Annotated in this window: 20 protein-coding genes, 1 tRNA gene and 1 rRNA gene; 13 read left to right on the plus strand and 9 right to left on the minus strand. The window is 68.9% G+C overall.

The features are described 5' to 3' along the window. Positions 1-90 (plus strand): 5S ribosomal RNA (rrf, locus tag ACZ4VF_RS37650); the annotation flags it as partial. Between the two features lie 127 nt (positions 91-217). Here the strand turns inward: rrf and ACZ4VF_RS37655 are convergent. The 3 genes from ACZ4VF_RS37655 to ACZ4VF_RS37665 are packed head-to-tail and all read right to left on the minus strand — an operon-like array spanning position 218 to position 1,999. Then, positions 218-1,198: an SUKH-3 domain-containing protein gene (locus ACZ4VF_RS37655; protein WP_467931711.1), complete on the minus strand. Its 981-nt coding sequence runs from the start codon at positions 1,196-1,198 to the stop codon at positions 218-220. Continuing rightward, entirely contained in the window at positions 1,141-1,512 is a 372-nt protein-coding gene (locus ACZ4VF_RS37660; RefSeq protein ID WP_467931713.1) for a YwqJ-related putative deaminase, read from the minus strand. The genes ACZ4VF_RS37655 and ACZ4VF_RS37660 overlap by 58 nt, the downstream gene beginning before the upstream one ends. A 10-nt stretch (positions 1,513-1,522) precedes the next feature. Continuing rightward, positions 1,523-1,999: an SUKH-3 domain-containing protein gene (locus tag ACZ4VF_RS37665; RefSeq protein ID WP_467931714.1), complete on the minus strand. Its 477-nt coding sequence runs from the start codon at positions 1,997-1,999 to the stop codon at positions 1,523-1,525. A 51-nt stretch (positions 2,000-2,050) separates the two neighbouring features. Here ACZ4VF_RS37665 and ACZ4VF_RS37670 point away from each other — a divergent pair, with 51 nt between their 5' ends. Together ACZ4VF_RS37670 and ACZ4VF_RS37675 are read left to right on the plus strand one after the other, a co-directional pair. Then, positions 2,051-2,251: a hypothetical protein gene (locus ACZ4VF_RS37670; protein WP_467931715.1), complete on the plus strand. Its 201-nt coding sequence runs from the start codon at positions 2,051-2,053 to the stop codon at positions 2,249-2,251. 104 nt (positions 2,252-2,355) lie between these two features. Further along, on the plus strand, positions 2,356-4,803 hold the full coding sequence (locus tag ACZ4VF_RS37675; protein ID WP_467931717.1) for a non-reducing end alpha-L-arabinofuranosidase family hydrolase: 2,448 nt from the start codon (positions 2,356-2,358) through the stop codon (positions 4,801-4,803). 321 nt (positions 4,804-5,124) lie between these two features. On the opposite strand, the gene ACZ4VF_RS37680 is transcribed toward ACZ4VF_RS37675, so the two are convergent. Next, entirely contained in the window at positions 5,125-6,807 is a 1,683-nt protein-coding gene (locus ACZ4VF_RS37680; RefSeq protein WP_467931718.1) for an RICIN domain-containing protein, read from the minus strand. An 879-nt stretch (positions 6,808-7,686) separates the two neighbouring features. Between ACZ4VF_RS37680 and ACZ4VF_RS37685 the strand changes: the two genes are divergently transcribed. Continuing rightward, positions 7,687-8,076, plus strand: a complete 390-nt coding sequence (locus tag ACZ4VF_RS37685) for a hypothetical protein (protein ID WP_467931720.1) — start codon at positions 7,687-7,689, stop codon at positions 8,074-8,076. A 259-nt stretch (positions 8,077-8,335) separates the two neighbouring features. On the opposite strand, the gene ACZ4VF_RS37690 is transcribed toward ACZ4VF_RS37685, so the two are convergent. Next, positions 8,336-8,992 carry a hypothetical protein gene (locus ACZ4VF_RS37690; protein WP_467931722.1) on the minus strand — a complete coding sequence of 219 codons (657 nt, stop codon included), beginning with the start codon at positions 8,990-8,992 and terminating at the stop codon, positions 8,336-8,338. Between the two features lie 254 nt (positions 8,993-9,246). Between ACZ4VF_RS37690 and ACZ4VF_RS37695 the strand changes: the two genes are divergently transcribed. Genes ACZ4VF_RS37695 through ACZ4VF_RS37705 form a run of 3 tightly spaced genes read left to right on the plus strand, consistent with a single transcriptional unit; the run spans position 9,247 to position 11,680 of the window. Further along, a complete protein-coding gene (locus ACZ4VF_RS37695; protein WP_467931723.1) occupies positions 9,247-10,302 on the plus strand; it encodes a replication initiator in 1,056 nt (351 codons plus the stop codon). Continuing rightward, positions 10,299-10,511, plus strand: coding sequence for an excisionase family DNA-binding protein (locus tag ACZ4VF_RS37700; RefSeq protein ID WP_381552927.1), 213 nt, complete (start codon positions 10,299-10,301; stop codon positions 10,509-10,511). Before ACZ4VF_RS37695 ends, ACZ4VF_RS37700 begins: the two co-directional genes overlap by 4 nt. After that, positions 10,511-11,680 carry a tyrosine-type recombinase/integrase gene (locus ACZ4VF_RS37705; RefSeq protein WP_467931724.1) on the plus strand — a complete coding sequence of 390 codons (1,170 nt, stop codon included), beginning with the start codon at positions 10,511-10,513 and terminating at the stop codon, positions 11,678-11,680. Before ACZ4VF_RS37700 ends, ACZ4VF_RS37705 begins: the two co-directional genes overlap by 1 nt. Positions 11,681-11,729: 49 nt before the next feature. Here ACZ4VF_RS37705 and ACZ4VF_RS37710 read toward each other — a convergent pair. After that, positions 11,730-11,803: transfer RNA gene (locus tag ACZ4VF_RS37710), tRNA-Gly, on the minus strand. Positions 11,804-12,072: 269 nt separating this feature from the next. Between ACZ4VF_RS37710 and ACZ4VF_RS37715 the strand changes: the two genes are divergently transcribed. The 4 genes from ACZ4VF_RS37715 to ACZ4VF_RS37730 all read left to right on the plus strand — a co-directional run bounded on the left by ACZ4VF_RS37715 (position 12,073) and on the right by ACZ4VF_RS37730 (position 13,887). Continuing rightward, the gene (locus ACZ4VF_RS37715) at positions 12,073-12,231 is read left to right on the plus strand and encodes a hypothetical protein (protein WP_318298601.1); all 159 of its coding nucleotides are present in this window, start codon (positions 12,073-12,075) and stop codon (positions 12,229-12,231) included. A 99-nt stretch (positions 12,232-12,330) separates the two neighbouring features. Beyond that, positions 12,331-12,906, plus strand: coding sequence for a dCTP deaminase (gene dcd / locus ACZ4VF_RS37720; protein ID WP_189295289.1), 576 nt, complete (start codon positions 12,331-12,333; stop codon positions 12,904-12,906). A gap of 13 nt (positions 12,907-12,919) precedes the next feature. After that, entirely contained in the window at positions 12,920-13,435 is a 516-nt protein-coding gene (locus tag ACZ4VF_RS37725) for a phosphoribosyltransferase (protein WP_467931726.1), read from the plus strand. Between the two features lie 35 nt (positions 13,436-13,470). Next, a complete protein-coding gene (locus ACZ4VF_RS37730) occupies positions 13,471-13,887 on the plus strand; it encodes a squamosa promoter-binding protein 15 (RefSeq protein ID WP_467931727.1) in 417 nt (138 codons plus the stop codon). Positions 13,888-14,061: 174 nt separating this feature from the next. Here ACZ4VF_RS37730 and ACZ4VF_RS37735 read toward each other — a convergent pair whose 3' ends face one another. Beyond that, positions 14,062-15,099, minus strand: coding sequence for a Yip1 family protein (locus ACZ4VF_RS37735; RefSeq protein WP_467931728.1), 1,038 nt, complete (start codon positions 15,097-15,099; stop codon positions 14,062-14,064). Positions 15,100-15,190: 91 nt separating this feature from the next. Continuing rightward, the gene (locus tag ACZ4VF_RS37740) at positions 15,191-16,672 is read right to left on the minus strand and encodes an FG-GAP and VCBS repeat-containing protein (protein ID WP_467931730.1); all 1,482 of its coding nucleotides are present in this window, start codon (positions 16,670-16,672) and stop codon (positions 15,191-15,193) included. A gap of 205 nt (positions 16,673-16,877) precedes the next feature. Between ACZ4VF_RS37740 and ACZ4VF_RS37745 the strand changes: the two genes are divergently transcribed. Then, a complete protein-coding gene (locus tag ACZ4VF_RS37745) occupies positions 16,878-17,204 on the plus strand; it encodes an antibiotic biosynthesis monooxygenase family protein (protein ID WP_189295283.1) in 327 nt (108 codons plus the stop codon). Positions 17,205-17,983: 779 nt separating this feature from the next. Here the strand turns inward: ACZ4VF_RS37745 and ACZ4VF_RS37750 are convergent. After that, a complete protein-coding gene (locus tag ACZ4VF_RS37750) occupies positions 17,984-20,266 on the minus strand; it encodes a (Fe-S)-binding protein (protein WP_467931731.1) in 2,283 nt (760 codons plus the stop codon). 194 nt (positions 20,267-20,460) lie between these two features. On the opposite strand from ACZ4VF_RS37750, the gene ACZ4VF_RS37755 reads away from it, so the two are divergent. After that, a complete protein-coding gene (locus ACZ4VF_RS37755) occupies positions 20,461-21,480 on the plus strand; it encodes an MraY family glycosyltransferase (RefSeq protein WP_467931732.1) in 1,020 nt (339 codons plus the stop codon). The last annotated feature ends 40 nt before the right edge of the window (positions 21,481-21,520 follow it).

A 21,520-nucleotide genomic window follows, 5' to 3' on the forward strand; every position in this document is an offset into this window, starting at 1 on the left:
CCCGGTTACATTCCGAACCCGGAAGCTAAGCCTCACAGCGCCGATGGTACTGCAGGGGGGACCCTGTGGGAGAGTAGGACGCCGCCGAACAAATTTTGAAAAAGGGCCCACACCTGAACGGTGTGGGCCCTTTTGTATTTCACGACTGTGCTACCCGACGCCGGCGCTCCCGCCCGCGTCCGGCACCGACGAGCCCGACGCAGCCCCGCTCTGCCTCTCATCGCATCTGCTTCAGACCGTGCAGAGCGTCCACGACCCATGCGTGCACGCTGCCGGTCTGCGCACCCGCTCCGACGCCGAGGCTGACCTCGACGGCGTCGGGCCGCAGGGCCACATGTCCGAACCGGGACGAGAACCGGACCAGACCGGGCGCGGTCCGCGCATGCACGCCGGGCACCTCCACGGCCAGCTTCACCTCACAGCCCAGGCCGCCGGCATGGGCCGCGAGGACCTCTTCCACGTCACGCACGATCGGCGACAGCGCTTCGTCCAGGGGACCACTCGGTATGCCGATCGAGCGCCGGGCGACGTCGACCCCACTGCCGCGCAGACTGGTCAGACTCAGGCAGACGCTCCTGGCGCTGTAGATGCCGTGGTGATGCAGCACGTACACGGCTGTCAGCGCTGCCTGCACGGCTCCGACGACGGGTCCGACGGCAGCCGCCGACCTCACGTTCCAGGCATGCTCGGTCGCGCGGAGCCGCCGTGGAGCCAGCCCAATGATCATGTTCTCGATGCCTTCGGGCGCGCTGTCCCCCAGGTGCCAGGAGCCACCGAGACCGGAACAGAGAAGCTGGCCCTTCTCGCCCACGGCAAGTACGGAGTCGTTGTCGGTCACACCGACCGGAAACAGGGCCACGCGGAGCTCGGCGGACAGGCGGTCCAGCTTGGTGAGCTGGAACCTGGCCTTCTCCGGGTCGATGAAGAACCCGGTGGGCGCCACTTCCCGCCCCGGTTCCGCCGGCCGGTGTTCGAGGCCGTAGAACTCACTCAGGAAGGTTCTCGCGGCTGGGAACACCGACAAGGACGTTCCGTAGCCCTGCGCCATCGCGGTAAGCCGCAGCGCTGCCCGCATCGCGTCCCGCTCGACGCTCCTGCCTGGCGTCCAACCGATCCTCTCCGCAGCCCGGGGGCGCTGAGTCACTCGTCCACCACTTCGATGCCGAGACGCTCCAGCAGAGCCGCGCACGAGCGACACGGTTTCGCATGACGGCCGTGCTCCGGATCCCCTTCAGGACGAATCTTTCGCGTCACCATGGCCGACCCTGAGAAATGCCCCGTCGCGTCGTCGAGGGTCGTTCTCCCCCCGCTCGCGAGCTGCTGGTCCAGGCCCCACAGCTGGTCGGAGACCAGTGCGGTCTCCGCGCAGTGACCCATGAACGGTTCCCGCTGCGCGGCGGGAAGCCGCTGAAGGAACTCGGCGACCGCGGGATGCAGATCCGGGTCCGCATCCGCCGCGAGGTCGGTCTGACTGAAGATCTTTCCGTTCACCAGCAAGGAAGCGGCGGTCATCGGAACATGCTCAGGCATAGTAGTCCTCCGCGTCGTCGAGCGGATAGCCTCGCGAGTAACTCATCAACGCTGCGTACTTGTCATTTCCGAGGAAGTACTCGCCGCTGTGATGCAGATAGAAGAACCGGCCCGCTTCGTCCATGAGGACGGTGCCGCCGTCGTACGTGTCGTGCGCGACGGGGAAGACCTTCTTTCCCAGTCCGTCGGCCAGTTCTTGCACGTCTTCCGCCGCGCCCCGGTACATGAGGCGCGGAAAAAACATCACGGTGTCTTCGGGGGAGTCGTGCAGGGGGGCCACGAGGCCGATGTGCTCGCGCAGGAAATCAACGGCGGGCTGGACGACCTCAAGGCTGCCGCCGTCGTCGCGGAACGATGCCCGGGCTTCCTCGATCTCGGTGGCGGCGAGGTCGTCACACCTACGGCCCGAATACCACCCGGCGTTCGCCAGCCAGGCGTCGACTTCCTCAGGCGACTTCAGTACGGACATGGTTCTCATCCTTTTGAGGTCAGACAGCGGGTGACGCCGATGAGCGGAAGCATGCGCGCGCAGGTCGGTCAAGCGGAATGCCACCACGGGGAGCGGCTGATCGTCGACGGCACCGCCGTGCAGCCGGACGGCGTGCAGCCACCCGGCGTCCGGTTCGCCCGGCATGGACCTGCCCGCCGGCAACTACGGATGACGCTGTTCTGGTCCAACCGCCCCGAGAAGGTGGACTGGTGGCCGGCTTGGGGATGGTGACGGCGGCCGTCGCAGTTCTTCCCTCGATCGCGGCAACCTTCGTGTGCGCGGCGGCGACTGGCGGGTGACCGGGGCCGGATCACGGCCCGCTGTGCCAGAAGGACATGCCGTTGTCAGATCAGAACCGCTCTCATCGTCGCCGTCCGGCCACCCGCCGCGTGCTCGCCGCCGCCGTGGTCCTCGCCGCCGCGGGTGCCGCCGTACCGGTGGTCGCCCTGGCCGCACGCACGCCGGAGGCCTCCACACCGACCACGGCCGCCGACGCGGCGGCCGGCAGCGGCCGTTACTTCGGCACGGCAGTGGCCGCGGGCAAGCTCCGCGACTCCACGTACTCCGCCGTTCTCGACCGGGAATTCAAGATGATCACCCCGGAGAACGAGATGAAGTGGGACGCCGTCGAGCCCTCGCGCGGATCGTTCACCTTCGCCGCCGCCGACTCGATCGTCAGCCACGCCACCGCACACGGCCAGCGCCTGCGCGGCCACACCCTGGTCTGGCACTCCCAACTGCCCGGCTGGGTCAAGTCCATCACCGACGCCACCACCCTGCGCGGTGTGATGAAGAACCACATCACCCAGGAGATGACCCACTACAAGGGCAGGATCTACGCCTGGGACGTGGTCAACGAGGCCTTCGCCGACGGCGGCAGCGGCCGGCACCGCAGCTCCGTGTTCCAGGACGTACTGGGCGACGGGTTCATCGAGGAGGCCTTCCGCACCGCCCGGGACGCCGACCCCTCCGCGAAGCTCTGCTACAACGACTACAACATCGAGAACTGGTCCGACGCCAAGACCCAGGGCGTCTACAACATGATCAAGGACTTCAAGTCCCGCGGTGTGCCCGTCGACTGCGTCGGCTTCCAGAGCCACTTCGCGAGCAGCGGCCCGCCGGCGAGCTTCCGGACCACCCTGTCCCACTTCGCCGCACTCGGCGTGGACGTGCAGATCACCGAGCTCGACATCGCCCAGGCGTCCGCCACCGCGTACACCGACGCCGTCCAGGCGTGCATGAACGTCGCTCGCTGCACGGGCATCACGGTGTGGGGCGTCCGCGACAGCGACTCCTGGCGCACCGGTGAGAACCCCCTGCTGTTCGACGCGGGCGGCAACAAGAAGCCCGCCTACAACGCCGTGCTCACCGCCCTGGGCAGCACCGGCAGCGGCGGCACACAGGCCGGGGGCATCACCTCCGGCGCCGTCTACACGCTCTCCAACGCGGCCGCCGGACGCGTTCTCGACGAGCCCGCGGGACAGAACGGCAACGGCACCCCCCTCCAGGTGTGGGACGCCGCCGGCGCCTCCAACCAGCAGTGGCGGGCCGACCGGAACGGCGACGGCTCCTACACCCTGACCAACGTCGCCAGCGGCCGGGTACTGGACGAGCCGGCCGACCGGACCGCCAACGGGACGAGAATGACGGTCTGGGACGCCAACGGTGGCGCCCACCAGCACTGGAAGGCCAACCGGAACGGCGACGGCTCCTACACGCTGACCAACGTCGCCAGCGGCCGGGCGCTGGAGATCCCCGGCGGCCGGACCGCCAACGGCACTCCCGTCCAGATCTGGGACACCAACGGCGGCGGCACCAACCAACGCTGGAACTTCCAGCCGACCGCCGCGCCGAAGAGCGCCAGGTGTGCTCTTCCGGCGGCATACCGGTGGACCTCGACGGACGCGCTGGCGCAGCCGGCGAACGGGTGGGCCTCGCTGAAGGACTTCACCACCGTGACCTACAACGGCAAGCACCTGGTCTACGGGTCGGACTACTCGGGATCGGCCTACGGCTCGATGGCGTTCAGCCCCTTCACGAACTGGTCGGACATGGCGTCGGCCCGCCAGACCGGCATGAACGAGAAGGCGGTGGCGCCCACGCTGTTCTACTTCGCGCCCAAGAAGATCTGGGTGCTGGCGTACCAGTGGGGCCCGTGGCCCTTCAGCTACCGCACCTCGAGCGACCCCACCAACCCCAACGGCTGGTCCGCGCCGCAGCCGCTGTTCACCGGCAGCATCCCCCGCACCGAATCCGGCACCGGCCCGATCGACCAGACCCTGATCGCCGACGACACGACCATGCACCTGTTCTTCGCCGGTGACAACGGCAAGATCTACAAGGCGTCCATGCCGATCGGGAACTTCCCGGGCAGCTTCGGCTCGTCGTACACGACGGTCATGAGCGACTCGGTGAAGAACCTGTTCGAGGCACCGCAGGTCTACAAGGTCCAGGGCCAGAACCAGTACCTCATGATCGTCGAGGCTCGCGGTGCGAGCGAGCAGCGCTACTTCCGCTCCTTCACCGCCACCAGCCTGAACGGCCCGTGGACCCCGCAGGCCGCCACCGAGGCCGCCCCCTTCGCGGGCAAGGCGAACAGCGGCGCCGGCTGGACCAACGACATCAGCCACGGCGACCTGGTCCGCGACAACCCCGACCAGACCATGACCATCGACCCCTGCAACCTGCGGTTCCTCTACCAGGGCAAGTCCCCGAACACCCCGCCGAACACCTCGTACGACAACCTGCCGTACCGCCCCGGCGTCCTCACCCTGAAGCGCTGAAGCGCTGACCCGCCTGATCGACAGGCACCACCGTGAGGAGCCCCAGCCGTGCACCGGCTGGGGCTCCCGTCGTCTGGGGACCGGACGGAGGCTCGGCCTCGCGGTCGAACCCGGCTTCCCCGCCGTCACCGGTCAGCAGGACCATGCCCCTTCGCCGGGGCCGCCTCGACCGGCGCCCGCACCGACGGCGGCATGGCCGGCGCCGACCGGAGAAGCCGTCAGCCCGACGAAGGCGAAGGCGAAGGCGAAGGCGAAGGCGAAGGCGAAGACGACGAAATGCGCCCCCACCGGAAGGGATGGGGGCGCATTCGTCGGCTTCACCTACTTGAGTGCCGTACCGCCCGAGTTGCGATAGGCGATCGTCTTGTTGATCAGGTTTCCGCCGTCGGTTTCGACCGAGGTCTGTTCCTGCTGCCCCGGCCCGAAGAACAGGCCGGCGACGTGGGCGTCAGCGACCTGGTCCATGTGGCCGAAGAACCAGTCGACCTTGTCGTCCTTGTAGTGGTTGAGGGTGTTGTTCTGGGCCATGTTGCCCACGGGGATCTGCCACAGGACAACGGGCTTGCCCACGGACTCGGCCATCGTCTTGTAGAACTTCAGCGCGGCGGCGGCCTTCCGGTCGGTCCAGAAGTGGTCACTGCCGCCGTGGGCCGGCTGCGCGTACCAGCCCGCGTCGCGGTCCGACACGTCGGTGGCCAGGAAGTCGGCGTTCCGGGCCCCGAAGCTCTCGTAGGACTTGACGCAAGCCTGGGTGTTGGTCTCCCAGTCGAAGCAGGAGAGGTGCATCCCGACTTCGGCGTTCGGGGCGTACTTGTGCGCCATCGAGATCAGGCACTGGGCGAGCCCGGTGGCGCTGTTCTCCTGCGATCCGCAGTCCTTCGCGTTCGCGTTCTTGACCTGTGCGGGAACCTGGTGCGGATCGCCGAGCGAGCGGACGTAGCCCCAGAAGTCGGGCTCGAGGTCGATCGCGTCGTGCGACGTGCCGATCTTCTGGAGGAAGAAACGGTAGTCGTTCAGGTACCGGGTGAGCAGGTCGACCCGGTTGATGGCCTTGACCTCGCCCGGACCGTCACCCTCGCCCGCCGCATCCCCGAGGTCGCGCAACGAGTACCAGGTCCAGAGCATCTTCTGCGGACGCGACTTGCCCTTGTACGTCGCCTGGGACACCACGTCGTCCCGCCAGGTCACGTACGTGCCGGGCGCCGTGGTGCTGCCGTTCCAGCAGCCCCACCAGCCAGACCACCCGTCCTGGCATTTCGCTGCCGTGTAGTAGTCCGACGAGGGCGCCGGCTGGCTGTGCACATAGGCGTAGCGCGCGTCGAACGGCGCGGCGGCCGCCGAGGCGTCGGACATCGAGCCGCCGATGAGCACCTTGTCACTGCCCATGAAGCGTTTCGCCGAGCTGCCGCCACCGGCGGGGGACGACGACGGCGACGGTCGTGTGTCGCCCGGAGCGCCGCTCGTGGGAACGCTGGTGCCCGGCGCGGTGGGCGTACCGGTGCCGCCGACACTCCCGGCCGGGACGAGCTTCCACTGCTGATCGGCACCGCCCCGGTCGCGGTCCTGGACGACGTCGCTCCCGTCGGCCTTGGCGGCGTCGCGGACACCGACGGCCATGCCGCTGAAGCGATTGACCAGACGCACGTGGCCGTTCGACGACTTGGCCAGTTTGAACTGCTGGTTGGTGCCGTTCAGGTCCTTCCACTGCACGATGGCGGAGCCGGCGGTCTTCGACCAGCCGAGGTCGTCCAGCACCTTGCCGGAGGTCCGGTTCTGCAGCCGGTAGTAACCGTCACCCGCGTCGATGAACCGCCACTGCTGGTTGGCCCCGCCGTGGCGCGCCCACTGCACCACCGCCGCGCCGTCGTTCCTGGCGTAGGCGTGGTCGTCCAGCGCTTTGCCGCTGTTGCGGTTGACCAGCACGTACCACTTCTTCAGATCCAGGGTTTTCTGGTCCGCCGAAGCCTGGCTGACCACGACAGCCGAGCCGGCCACGACCACCATGGCGAGACCCGCCCAGAGACCCCGACGGGCGAGCAACCGACGGCCACGGTGCTTCGGGCGGCCACCGCGCGCACCGCCGTCGGCACGGTGGCCGCCGCCGTGGGACGCCGCCGGTGACGTGGGTGGACCGGGGACATGTCTGTGCTCTCGTTCCAGGGACATGCCTGTGCTCTCTTTCAGCTGTCGCATCTGACCGGACCACATGGCCGGACAGCACTGAGTGGTCCGAGAGGCCGAAAAGGTTGCCGCGAAGATCCACGGATTTCTTCGCCCCGACCGCGTCCCGTTCGCTGCGGAGCGCGGCCCGCCGAGCGCCGGTGGTTCTGATCGGTATCGCTGGGAGGCACTGGTCTGGGTGGACCGCCTGGGAACGCGACCGCTGACCATCCCGCACAGCAAGAAGGCCCAGGTCTCTGACCTGGGCCTTCAGCATGGAGCGGGTGACGAGAATCGAACTCGCGCTCTCAGCTTGGAAGCTTGGGTCTTTTCCTACCGGGTGCTGTCCTGACCTGCGGCGCAGCAGCTACGGCGGCCAACTGGCCGACGACCGAGTCTCTGCCATTCCCCGTGGTTCCCCGCATGACCTGGCTCGCTTCTGGCACAACCTCTTCATCCCGAACTCTCGGCTGGGAGGTCATCGGGGGCTGGTGAGGTGGTCGGTGGGTCATTGACCGTTGTTCGGGGTTGGCTGTGGTCGTGGTGGCTGCTGTACGTCGCTGCTGTATCGCAGTGCTGAACCACGGTCCTTGTACTCGTCCGCGCTCGCACACGTGCATCCCTTGGCTGTACTGAAAGTGGCTGAAATTAGCACCCAATGGTCTATCCGGTCAATCGCTGCACAGAGCAGACTTGACTCCGAATGCGGTGGAAGGTGGGGACATGACCAAGCACACGGCTCGGAACACTGCGGTCGGCGCGGCTGGCAGCGCTGCGGGTGCGGTAGTCGGGCATACGATCGGCGCCAGGATCGGTTCTGCGGCTGGAGCTGTGGCGGGTACTGCAGCGGGAGCTTCAGTCGTGGGTACTGCCCTGGGGGCTGCGGCGGGGCGAGTTGTTGGCAATGTGGCGGAGAACGCAGTAGAGACGATCATGGAAATTGCAGCGGAGGAAGAAGACGCCGTATGTGAAGCGGCAGACTCAATCATTGAGGAGCTCACCGACAACTGGAAGCTGCCGGAGGCTGTGGCCATCACCGTGGGCGTCATGGCTTACCCGGTCATCCTGGCCGGACGTGTCGGCCGACGAATCATCACGCGGACCCTCCCCTGATGCCACCTATTCCTCAAGATCCTCGATGCCCTAGCCGAGGGCGGCATGCATGTCACCCTGGTGTGACCCGCCGTCCGAACATTTACCCATTCCTGATGGTGTCCCCTGCAGGATTCGAACTGCGACCCCCGCTTTAGGGGCGAGGTTGGGCGATCACGGGCGTGACCTGCGGATTCCCTGATCGTGGCGGAGTCCGGTGGAGAGTGCCCCTATGCACCCCGAGTGGCGCTCCGCGGCTCGTCATGAAGGGTCCCCTGACTCAGAACAGCGCGTCTTGGTGACGGTAGGCATCTAGCCACTCGACCATCTCTTGGCAACTCCGCACGAACGCGCGCGCCGCAGGTGGGCTCAGTTGGGCTCTGCCGTGAGCGGCGCGATTACGGACCTGATTCAGATTCAAGATCGAGGTCTTGATGTCATCCGGCAGTGCCAGTCGCTCAACGAGGTGCCGCACCGGCAACACGACACGGGGTGTGCCCACCATCGGTCCCCCCAGCTGTCTTAGCTTCGCCTCGACACTCCAAAACGCCGCGACGACCGCGGCTTCTGGCTGCCTCTCAGCGTAGATCAGAAGGGCGTCATCGTCGGCGAACGCTTCCCGGTGGTGCCCTCGCACGAAAGGTCCATCCGACTGGCTGCCAGGGCTAGGAGTTGCAGCTTCCGCCGGTTCCGCTGGCTCCAGCTGGCGCTGTTCCGGCACGCCTATTGGCTCGTGGCTGAGTACTGCGGCCTCAGCATCTTCGCTGGCTTCGATGACCTCCTCAGAGAACTCGGCATCAATTCCTGGTGCGCTGAGTTGTCTGACTCTGCGTATGAGCTCTTTGAGCTGACTGCGGAACCCGTAAACGATGACAAGTGTTGTGGCTGGCCAGATGAGGACCTTGAGGTAGTCGAGCACCAGGCGCGCAATATCCACCTGGGCATCATGCCTCACTCGCGGTAGCCACACTCCCTCTTCGCGGTAACTCGCGGTCGGTGGAGTCTCAATGACCGAGTCAAGTCGGCGGAGCGCCGCCCATCGGTTGGTGGTGACGCCCGCGGCGTCGGACCCAACCTTCTAGCGGGCATGCCCCGTGCCGCCTCGTGAGAACGATTCCGCACCCACCACTCCGCCGGCACCCGCGAACGGCGCCCCCTCCATCTCGGAGCCTGAGCGCCCCTGCCGGAGGCATGTCTTTGGTCCATCGACCGCGACCTTCCTGCCGGACAGTCGCCCAACACCCGCGCGTCTTCGCCACCTTCACCGCCCCCTCCTTCGGACCCGTCCACAACCGCCCCAATCGTGGCCGCTGCCGCTGCGGACGCTCCCACCCGGAGGACGACCCCGCCCTGGGCACACCGCTGAACGCGGAGCGGTACGACTACCGGGCGGCCGTCCTCTGGAACGCCCACGCCGGTGCCCTCTGGGCCCGCTTCGCCACCTACCTGCGCCAACAGCTCGCCTCTCGCGTCGGCGTCACCCGCAGCGCGCTGCGTGACTGCCTCAAGGTGTCGTACGCCAAGGTCGCCGAGTACCAGCGGCGCGGCGCGGTCCACTTCCACGCGGTGATCCGTCTCGACGGCCCGGACGGTGCCGAGTCCACCCCACCGGCCTGGGCCACGACCGAACTCCTCACCGACGCGATTCGCTCGGCGGTCCGTCTCGCCGAGGCACCTGGCCCCGTGCTCGACGGGCGCACGTACACGTTCCGCTTCGGTGACCAGCTCGACATCCGCCCCATCCGCTCCGCCGACTTCGCGGGCACCTCGGAGCTGTCCAGCCGGGCCGTGGCCGCCTACATCGCCAAGTACGCCACCAAGGGAGCCGAGACGGCCGGCACCCTCGACCGGCCCATCCGCAACCCGATCATCGACCTGATCGGCTCCGGTGTCACCGACCACGCCCGCCGGATGATCCTCACCTGCTGGCACCTCGGCGCGCTCCCCGAACTGGAAGCGCTGCGCCTCCGCAAGTGGGCCCACATGCTCGGCTTCCGCGGCCACTTCTCCACCAAGTCCCGCACCTACTCCGTCACCCTCGGCGCCCTCCGCCAGGAACGCGCCGACCACAACGAAGCCCTGGCCCGCGCCCGCGCGGCCGAAGCGGGCCACCCCCTGCCCGACCCGGACACCGTCCTCGTCCTCTCCCACTGGCGCTTCGCCGGGTCCGGACTGACCACCGCAGAAGCCTGGCTCTCCACCTCTCGCCCAACCGCGACCAGTACGGAAGGAGACCTCGCAGCATGAACGACCGCTACCTGTCCGTGGACCAGGTCGCCGAACTGCTCGGCACGACCGCTCGCTTCCCCCGGCGTCTGATCGAGGAGCGGCGCATCCGGTACGTGAAGGTCGGCCGGCATGTGCGCATCCCGGAGAGTGCGGTCGAGGAGTTCATCAGGGCCCGCACGGTGGAACCGCTGAGGCGTCCTCGTTCGCGCTACGGGCGGGCCGCCTGATGGCCAACAGCAAGGGCAGGCGTCGCCGTTTCGGCGCGATCAGACGGCTTCCCTCCGGCCGCTACCAAGCGCGTTATCCCGGACCGGACGGAGTGATGCGTCCGGCGCCCGAGACCTTCGCGACGATCGCTGATGCCGACGACTGGCTCGCGGAGAGGCAGACCGAGATCCGTCGGGGCGAGTGGCGGGACCCGGACGCCGGTGCGGTGAGCTTCCGGGCCTACGCCGACAAGTGGGTGGAGGAACGAGAGCTGGCGGCGCTCACCAGGGACCTGTACCGCTATCTCCTCGACAAGCACCTGACTGCCTTCGCCGACGTCGACCTGGACGAGATCACGGCACCGCGCGTGCGCGAGTGGCGGGCCGAGCGGTTGCGGCTGACCGGGGCCAAGACCATCACGGCCAAGGCGTACCGCCTCCTGAAAGCCATCATGGAGACGGCCGTGGACGACGAGCTGATCACGCGTAATCCGTGCCGGATCAAGGGCGCTGGGAAGGAGAAGGCCGCCGAACGACGCATCGCCACCGTCGCGCAGGTCGACGCGCTCGCCAACGCTGTAGGGATGCGATGGCGGCTCATGGTCTACCTCGGTGCCTACGGCCCGATGCGACCGGAGGAACTGGCCGGCCTTCGTCGTCGGGACGTCGACCTCGACACTCTTCGCGTCCGCGTTCGCCTCGCCGAGCCTGAGCGGATGAACGGGCGACGCGTCCAGGGCGACACCAAGTCGGAGGCCGGAACCCGGACTGTGATTCTTCCCGCGTTCCTCCGCCGGGAGCTTCGCTGGCACCTGGAGTCGTACGCCGAGCCGGGACCCGACGGGCTGATCTTCGTGGGGGAGAAGGGCGCCCCGTTTCGGCGCAGCACCTTCGGGCGGACATGGCGCAAGGCGCGTGAGGTCGTCGGCATGCCGGAGGGCTTCCGGTTCTACGACCTCCGGCACACCGGGCACACGCTGTCGACTCGTTCCGGCGCCACCCTCAAGGACACGATGGTCCGCGCCGGGCAGTCCTCCGAGAAGGCTGCGCTGATCTACCAGCACTCCGACGACGAGCGACAGGAAGAGGTCGCCGCCGCCCTCGACGCCACCGTTCGGAAGGCCCGGGCTGAGACAGCGCAGAAGGCAGCCGACAAGCCTTCTGGCATGAATCTGGCACGCGGCGCCTGATCACCGCGCACAACAACAAGGCCCAGGTCTCTGACCTGGGCCTTCTTCATGGAGCGGGTGACGAGAATCGAACTCGCGCTCTCAGCTTGGGAAGCTGATGTTCTACCATTAAACTACACCCGCGTAAGTCGGACGGGGTCCCGTGAGGGCCTTGTCCGGACCTTGCTCACTCTACATCATCGCAGGCTCCTGGTGTTCGGATCCCGGGGGTCTGAGCGTGTTTCAGGGGTGGGATCCGGCTGCGGGCGACCGGAGTTGGGGCGTACCGTGGAGGCCTGGGGGAGGGCCGGAGTGCCGCGTGGAGTGTCGTCTCTTTGATCCCGTAATGTGGCTTTTGTCGTCCGGGCAGCAACGCCGGACGCGGCTCCTGGGGAAGGGACTTGAGGGACTTGATGGAACGCACCGTCGTCCGATGCGCGGACGGGCACGTCTTCAGCACCGCTTCGTTCCCGATGCAGCAGGCCGGCCGGCTCGGCCCCGGCCGCCTGGTGCGGTGCCCGCGCTGTGCCCGGCTGCGCAGTGCCGTGCCTGTCGTGCTGGAGAAGAGGTAGGGGCGGCACGAGGGGACCGGTTGTAGTCGGTTCATGACTGTGGGCGCGCGGAGTCCTTCGGATTACGAAGGCTTCGCGCGCCCTGCGTATCCTCGCTACGTGCTTCTCTCAGACAAAGACATCCGGGCCGAGATCGACGCCGGGCGGGTACGGATCGATCCGTATGACGAGACCATGGTGCAGCCGTCGAGCATCGACGTGCGGTTGGACCGGTATTTCCGGGTGTTCGAGAATCACCGGTACCCCCATATCGACCCCTCCGTCGAGCAGGCCGACCTGACCCGGCTGGTCGAGCCCGAGGGCGATGAGCCGTTCATCCTGCATCCCGGGGAGTTCGTGCTCGCCTCCACCTACGAGGTGATCACGCTCCCCGACGATCTCGCCTCCCGGCTGGAGGGGAAGAGCTCGCTCGGGCGGCTGGGGCTGGTCACCCACTCCACCGCCGGGTTCATCGACCCCGGGTTCAGCGGGCACGTCACCCTGGAACTGTCCAACCTCGCCACGCTCCCGATCAAGCTGTGGCCGGGGATGAAGATCGGGCAGCTGTGCATGTTCCGGCTGACCTCGCCCGCCGAGCACCCGTACGGCAGTGAGCGCTACGGCTCCCGGTACCAGGGGCAGCGCGGGCCGACCGCCTCGCGGTCCTTCCTCAATTTCCATCGGACCCAGGTGTGAGGGCGACGACAGCATGAGCAGCGCAGACGTGCGGGAGAACCTGACCTACGAGCGGTTCGGCACCGCCATCCGCGAGCTGGCGCAGACCATCGCCGACGACGGGTACGAGCCCGACATCGTGCTCAGCATCGCCCGCGGTGGGGTCTTCGTCGCCGGGGGGCTCGCCTACGCCCTCGACTGCAAGAACATCCACCTCGTGAACGTGGAGTTCTACACCGGTGTGGGGACGACTCTGGAGATGCCGGTCATGCTCGCCCCCGTTCCCAACGTGATCGACTTCTCCGACAAGAAGGTCCTGATCACCGACGACGTCGCCGACACCGGCAAGACCCTCAAGCTCGTCCGCGACTTCTGCCTCGACACCGTCGCCGAGGTGCGCTCCGCGGTGATCTACGAGAAGTCCCACTCCCTCGTGAAGTGCGAGTACGTGTGGAAGCGGACCGACGAGTGGATCAACTTCCCGTGGAGTGTGTTGCCTCCGGTACACAAGTCGGGAGAGGCACCCAAGGAGAACAAGGAAGCCCTCTGACCTGGGCAGGACGGCAGGGGTAGGGGGCCGGACGGATGAGCTGGGTCGCCAACGTGATGGTGTCCGCCGACGCCTCAGACCAGCAGAACGTGGAGGCGCTCAGCGACTGGCTTCGGGACCAGGCGCCACTGCGTCATCAAGCGGATGCCCTCGGGGTTGGCACCCTGCGCCTCATCACGGGGCCGGGCAACGCATGGGGCGGCGGAAAGAACCCCGAGTGCGAAGTATGGGCCGGCGCTCTCAACCATGCCGACCTCGACGCGCTCCGGCGACGGTTCGCTGCGACGCCGTGGCAGCAACCGAATGCGGTGCAACTCCTGATCATGGACCAGGAAGAGGCATTCTTCCGGCTGTGGATGATCCGGCAGGGCGAGCTGCGGCAGTACGCGCCGCTTCAGCCGTCCGAGGAGGACGACGCCTTCCATGAGGATGACGGCTTCTATGGCGCGTAATCGGGCTTGGACGCGTGCGCAGGTGATCTTGTCCTGGAGTGTCGAGCCCCCCGTGGTGAAGCGCGCCGGTCAGGTTCTCGACGCCTAGGCCGGGCGGGCGGAGGAGCATGTCGTAGGGCCCCCGGCCTGGTCGCCGGGGGCCCTGTTGTGTGTCCGTGGACGACTGGGCGGTGACTAGAACGTGCCCAGCTTCACGATCGACAGCAGCGCGACCAGCTGGATCGCCGACGCCCCCAGTGCCTTCGGCCACGGCAGGTCGTGCGAGCGGGAGACCATCAGGGTCAGCAGGGCGCCCGCGCCGATCCAGGTGGCCCAGCCGAGGAGCTGGACGAAGCCGGCGTCGCCGCCGAAGAACATGGCGACGATCAGGCGGGGCGCGTCGGTGAGGGCCGTGATCAGCATGGACAGGCCGACCGTGGGCTGCCAGGCGCCGTCGCCGCCGAGCTGGCGGGCCAGGGTGTGGGTGACCACGCCCAGGACGAACAGGCCGAGCACCATCACGACGGCTGTGATCAGCACGATCGGGACCGCGTTGGACAGGGTCGCGCTGATCGCGTCCGCGCGGGCGCCGTCGAAGCCGAAGACCGCGAGCAGGCCGTAGAGGAAGGTCACGACGAGGGCGGGCGTCCACATCGTGTAGTCCCGCATGCGCAGGAAGGTCTCGTTCGGGGAGAGGACGATCCCCTTCAGCAGTTCCTTCCAGTGCAGGGGCGGGCCGATCGGCCCGGCGGGCGCGGCGGCCTGGCCGGCGTGGTAGGTCGCGCCCTGGGTGTAGCCGGCGGCCTCGTCGATGGAGAAGGCCTGGGTGTGGCCCGGGTTGTTGGCCGCGTACGGGTCGTGCCCGCCGTTCCCGGGACCGCCCGGGTAGCCGCCGTCGCCGAAGTACTCCGGTCCGTCGTCGGCCCCGCCCGGGTAGCCGTACGACCGGCCCTGCTGCGGGTACGGCGGCTGCGGCGCCGACGGGTAGCCGTACGAGGGGCCCGGGGCGCCCGACGGGCCCGGGCGGCCGTACGACGGCCCGCCGGGCTGAGCGGGGCCGCGCCCGTGTCCGTACGACGGTCCCTGGGGCGCCTGCTGTCCTTGGGGGGTGCGGTTGTCCCGGCCCCCGCGTCCGATCCTGAATCCAGCCACGTCATCGAACGTACCTGGTCCCGGAGGCCGACGTACCGGGCCCGGTGGTCCGGGCCCGGCTTTGCGGCCGACCTGTGACATCCCCTAAGGGACCGTCAGCAACGCCCCTCCGGGTTCCTCAGGGGTTTCCCGGGAGGGGCCGCCCGCCGTCACCACCGGTCCGCCGCCGCGGTCAGTCCGCCATCACCGCGCCGAACTGCGGGGTGCCGGAGGCCGAGACGCCGACGGTGGACACGCCGAAGGCGCGGGAGCCCGTGGCGGTGATCCTCGTACCGTCGGACGGCAGGTACGTCACCGCGCCGTCACCGCTGTTCTCGTACGAGCCGACGATCAGGTCCGCCTTGCCGTCGCCGGTGACGTCGTCCAGCTTGAGGTCGGCGCCGAACAGGTCGGACTTCTCGTTGCCGCCGGGGACGCCCGCGCTGTCCTGGGAGAAGGACTGGGCCCGGGAGACGGTGTCGACGCCCGAGGGGGAGCCGTACAGGACGGTGACGCTGCCGGTGTCGGAGACGCCGCCGAGGTCCTCCTGCGGGGAGCTGACGACCAGGTCCTGGTAGCCGTCGCCGTCGATGTCGCCGAGGTCCAGCTCCCAGCCGAAGGCGTCGCCCTTCTCGGAGGAACCGGGGACGTTGCCGGTGTTCTGGGTGATGCCGGTGGTGCCGGCCGGGCCGGAGGCGGAGCCGTAGGTGATGTTCACCTTGCCGCCGTCGGAGGCGTTCGGGATGACGGTGCCGTCGGGGTCCTTGGCGTCCCAGTCGGCGCCGCTGACGATGTCGCCGAAGCCGTCGCCGTTGACGTCGCCGACGGCGGTGATGATGCCGGGCTTGAGGGTCTTGGCGGAGGCGGTGCTCAGGCCGTTCGAGGTGCCGGGCAGCCAGTAGTTGGTGTTCCAGCCGTACTGCGTCGTCGTCTCGTAGCCGTCCACGACGAGGTCGGTGCGGCCGTCGCCGTTGACGTCGCCGGCGGTCAGGTTCAGCGGGCCGTACGGGTAGTCGTTGGTGCCCGACTCGATCGGCGGCTTGACGGTGGTGCGGCTGCCGTAGGCGCCGGCGGTGGTGAAGCCGCCCTTGTAGAGGTAGAGGGTGGCGGCGGAGCTGCCCACGGCCAGGTCGGCCCTGCCGTCGCCGTCGAAGTCGCCGGCGGCGAGGTTCTTGCCCCAGAAGTCGTGGGAGGACGGGGCCGGGTCCGGCACGTCGACGCCCTTGCCGGTCAGGCCGCTGCGGGAGCCCCACAGGATGGCGAGGCCGCCGCCGTTGGTGTCGGTGCCGACCTTCTCGCTCGGGGAGCCCACGGCGAGGTCGTCGTAGCCGTCGCCGTTGAAGTCGGCGTACGCCAGGTCGCCGCCGAACATGTCGCCGGCCTCGGCGGTGCCGGGGACGCCGGAGGTGTTCTGGCTGATGGTGGTGCGCTTGGCGGACGAGACGCCGGTGGCGGAGCCGTACAGGACGACGACCTGGCCGGCGTTCTTGTGGCCGCTGACGTAGGCGCCGGCCGCCGAGGTGGCCACGTCGCCGATGCCGTCGCCGTTGAAGTCGGCCTTGGCGACCTTGAAGGAGTCGGCCGCGGTGGCGGGGAACGCGGCGAAGGTGAGCAGACCGCCCGTCAGAGCGGCGGCGGCGGCCGTCGCGAGGGCGGTGCGAGCGTGCGCGTGCATGCGGTCTCCTGCTGCATGCGGGGGACGCCTGGCGGGGCGTCCACAGAGGATGGGGTGCGGTCCGCCCGTGTTCGGGACGTGTTGTCCCGTGGTTCACGGGCGGTAGGCGATCAGGAGACCCGTGATGGGGGGCGAGGGTTGTACGCGCTCTCGGTAACGGTCCGGGCTCGCTGTGGCGGGCGGGGCGATGGTCCAGGATGGGTCCATGAGCGTAGTGAAGATCAACGTGCTGACCGTTCCCGCCGAGCAGCGGGAGGTGCTGGAGAAGCGGTTCGCCTCGCGGGCCCACGCGGTGGAGAACTCCGACGGCTTCGAGTGGTTCGAGCTGCTGCGTCCCGTCGAGGGCACCGACACCTACCTCGTCTACACCCGCTGGCGGGACGAGGAGTCGTTCCAGGCCTGGATGGAGGGGCCGATGAAGTCCGCGCACCAGGGCGGCGGCGAGGGCGGCGAGCGCCCGAAGCCGGCGGCCTCCGGCTCGACCCTGTGGTCCTTCGAGGTGGTGCAGCAGGCCGGACCGAAGGGGGCCTGACCGAGAGGGACGGACACCGGACCGGAGGGCGCCCGCGGAAGGGGCGGGTGCCGGTCCGGAGGGCGCCCGCGGAAGGGGCTGGTGCCGGTCCGGAGGGTGCCCGCGGAAGGGGCGGGTGCCGGTTCGGGTCCGCCGGGGTGTCCGGCCGAAGGGTGCGGACGCCGGTCCGGTGGGTGTCTGGCGCACGGGCGCCGGTGCGTCAGGGGGCCTGGCTGAAGCGCTCGGGCGCCGGTCTGCCGGGGTGGCCGGCCGTAGGGTGCGGACGCCGGTCCGGTGGGCGCCCGCGTAAGAGGTGGGTGCCGGTCCGGAGGGCGCCCGCGGAAGGGGTGGGTGCCGGTTCGGGTCTGCCGGGGTGTCCGGCCGAAGGGTGCGGACGCCGGTCCGGTGGGTGTCTGGCGCACGGGCGTCGGTGTGTCAGGGGGCCTGGCTGAAGCGCTCGGGCGCCGGTCTGCCGGGGTGTCCGGCCGAAGGGTGCGGACGCTGGTCCGTGGGTGTCTGCCGCACGGGCGCCGGTGCGTCAGGGGGGCCTGGCTGAAGCGCTCGGGCGCCGGTCCGCCGGGGCGTCTCCACGCGCGCCCGGTGTGTCAGGGGGCCTGGTCGAAACGCCCGGGCGCCGATCCGCCGGGCGTCCGGCCGAAGGGCGCGGACGCCGGTCCGGAGGGCGCCCGGCCGGAGCCGGACACCGGGCCGGTGCGCCGGGGTGGTCCGGTTGGAGCGTGCGGGCATACGACGGCGCCCCCTGCCTGTGCGGGTCAGGGGGCGCCGTCCGTTCGGGGGAGCTACTTCACCGGCTCCGGTTCCGGCTCGCTCTCCGTCTCCGTCGAGTCCTCCGGGTCGACCGGCGTCTTCACGGACTCCAGGAGCAGCTGGGCGACGTCGACCACCTGGATCGACTCCTTCGCCTTGCCGTCGTTCTTCTTGCCGTTCACCGAGTCGGTGAGCATGACCAGGCAGAAGGGGCAGGCGGTGGAGACGATGTCGGGGTTGAGGGAGAGGGCCTCGTCGACGCGCTCGTTGTTGATGCGCTTGCCGATGCGCTCTTCCATCCACATCCGGGCGCCGCCGGCGCCGCAGCAGAAGCCGCGCTCCTTGTGGCGGTGCATCTCCTCGTTGCGCAGACCGGGGACCTTGCCGATGATCTCGCGCGGGGGCGTGTAGATCTTGTTGTGGCGGCCCAGGTAGCACGGGTCGTGGTAGGTGATGATGCCCTCGACCGGGGTGACCGGGACCAGTTTGCCCTCGTCCACCAGGTGCTGGAGCAGCTGGGTGTGGTGGATGACCTCGTAGTCGCCGCCGAGCTGCGGGTACTCGTTGCCGAGCGTGTTGAGGCAGTGCGGGCAGGTGGCGACGATCTTCTTCGCCGACTTCGGCTTCGCGGACTCGGCGACGACCTTGCCCTCGTCGTCCAGCTCCTCGCCGAACGCCGTGTTCAGGGCCATCACGTTCTCCATGCCGAGCTCCTGGAACAGGGGCTCGTTGCCGAGGCGGCGGGCGGAGTCACCGGTGCACTTCTCGTCGCCGCCCATGATCGCGAACTTGACGCCCGCGATGTGCAGCAGCTCGGCGAAGGCCTTGGTGGTCTTCTTGGCGCGGTCCTCCAGGGCGCCGGCGCAGCCGACCCAGTACAGGTACTCGACCTCGGTGAGGTCCTCGATGTCCTTGCCGACGACCGGGACCTCGAAGTCGACCTCCTTGGTCCACTCCAGGCGCTGCTTCTTGGCCAGGCCCCAGGGGTTGCCCTTCTTCTCCAGGTTCTTGAGCATCGTGCCGGCCTCGGAGGGGAAGGCACTCTCGATCATGACCTGGTAGCGGCGCATGTCGACGATGTGGTCGACGTGCTCGATGTCCACCGGGCACTGCTCGACGCAGGCGCCGCAGGTGGTGCAGGACCACAGGACGTCCGGGTCGATGACGCCGTTCTCCTCGGCGGTGCCGACCAGCGGGCGCTCGGCCTCGGCGAGCGCGGCGGCGGGGACGTCCTTGAGCTGCTCCTCGCTCGCCTTCTCCTCGCCCTCCATGGTCTTGCCGCCGCCGGCCAGCAGGTACGGCGCCTTGGCGTGCGCGTGGTCCCGCAGGGACATGATCAGCAGCTTCGGGGAGAGCGGCTTGCCGGTGTTCCAGGCGGGGCACTGCGACTGGCAGCGGCCGCACTCGGTGCAGGTGGAGAAGTCGAGGAGGCCCTTCCAGGAGAACTGCTCGACCTGGGAGACGCCGAAGACGTCGTCCTCGCCCGGGTCCTCGAAGTTGATCGGCTTGCCGCCGCTGGTCATCGGGAGCAGGGCGCCGAGGGAGGTCTCGCCGGTGGCGTTGCGCTTGAACCAGATGTTCGGGAAGGCCAGGAAGCGGTGCCAGGCCACGCCCATGTCGGTCTTCAGGGCGACCGTGATCATCCAGATGAAGGAGGTCGCGATCTTCAGGCCGGCGAAGAAGTAGGTGAGGTTCTGGAGGGTGGAGACGTCCAGGCCCTCCAGCCACGACACGACCGGGTAGGAGATGAAGAACGAGGCCTCGTAGCCGTCGACGTGGTGCTGGGCGCCCTCCAGGGCGTGCAGCATGAAGATGCAGACACCGACGACGAGGATGACGGTCTCGACGAAGTACGCCTGGCCGAAGTTGGAGCCGGCGAACCGGGACTTGCGGCCGGGCCTGCGCGGGTGGCTCAGCTGGCGGACCGCGATCAGGACGAGGATGCCGACGACCGTCATCGTGCCGATGAACTCGACGTAGATGTTGTACGGCGCCCAGTCGCCGAGGACGGGCAGGATCCAGTCGGCCTGGAACAGCTGCCCGATGGCGTTGACGATCGTCAGCAGCAGCGTGAAGAAGCCCACGGCGACGAACCAGTGCGCCACGCCCACGATGCCCCAGCGGTTCATCCGGGTGTGCCCGAGGAACTCCCGGACCACGGTGAGGGTGCGCTGTACGGGCTCGTTGGTCCGCGTGCCGGCCGGCACCGGCTGGCCCAGCCGCAGTTGGTTGAAGATCTGGAGGAGGGCGCGGCCGAACAGTGCCACGCCGACCACGATCAGGACCAGCGACACGATGATCGCGGCGAGTTGCATTGGGGCTCCTGAGGCGGCCGACATTACTAAGCGGTAACTTATGTAGTCCGTCTGAGACTACCCCCATCTTCCTTCGGGATGCAGCAGAGTGCGGGGTGATCTGAGTCGCTGAGGGTGGCCTGTGTCCTCCTTCTGCGGGCAATCCGATCGTGTTATTCATCCCGAATTGATACTTTCGCCCCTACCTTAGAGCCGTGCTCTACGGGATCGCCGCCGCCACCGCCGCCCTGCTCTGCACCGCCGTGCTCGCGGCGGCGCTCCGGCTGCCCGCCCTGAGGGCCGGAATCCTCGACCGGCGACGGCAGCGCCCCCTGCCGCTCCTCGGCGGCCTCGCCGTCGTGGTCGTCACCTGCCTGGTCGCCGGAATGGGTGAGTGGACCCGGGTCGCCCCGCTCGGGGACGGGGTCGGCGGGCTGCTCACGGCCGCCGTCGGGGTGGCCGGACTGGGCCTGGTGGCGGACGTGTGGCGGCTGCGCGCGCGCGTGCTCGTCGCCGGTACGGCCGTGGCGGCGGCCTGCGTGGTGCCGTACGACGAGACGGGCGTACCGGGCGGGCTGCTGGCCGTCGGCTGGATCGTCCTCGCCACCCTCGCCTTCAAGGGGCTCGACCACGCCGACGGGCTGGCCGGGACGGTCGGGGTGGTCACCGCCTTCGGCGCCGGGGCCTGTGCCGCCGCCGAGGTGATGGACGGGCTCGCCGTGCTGCTGAGCGTGGTCGCCGCCGCCCTCACCGGTTTCCTGATGCACAACTGGCACCCCGCGCGGATCGGCCTCGGCGCCTGCGGCTCGCTGTTCACCGGGTTCGTGCTGTCCTCGGCGGTCGTCTTCACGCGCGCGGGGTACGACATCGGGCCGAGCACGGCGGTGGTGTTCTGCCTCGGCGCCGTCGCCGCCGCCGACGCCCTGCTGGTGGTCCTCGCCCGGGGGGCGGCCCGGCGTCCGCTGCTCCGGCGCGGCCCCGACCACCTCGCGCACCGGCTGCGGCGGCTCGGGCTCACCCCGCAGGGGTCGGTCGTGCTGCTCGGCGCCGGCTCCTTCTCCTCGGTGCTCGTGGGGGTGCTCGTGCACACCGGGTGGACGGGGGAGCGGGCGGTGCTGTGGGTGGCCGGCGGGGTGGTTCTCGCCGTGCTGTTGCTCCTTCTGATTCCCGCCCCTCAGGGGCGTCGGCCGCCATCGACGCAGGTCAGCGGGCACTTGCGTGTAAGGAGCGGATAAGAGTTGAGCCTGGCTGACTCAGGTCTGTTGACCCGGCGGG

The organism is Streptomyces sp. NPDC029151 (assembly GCF_055564315.1).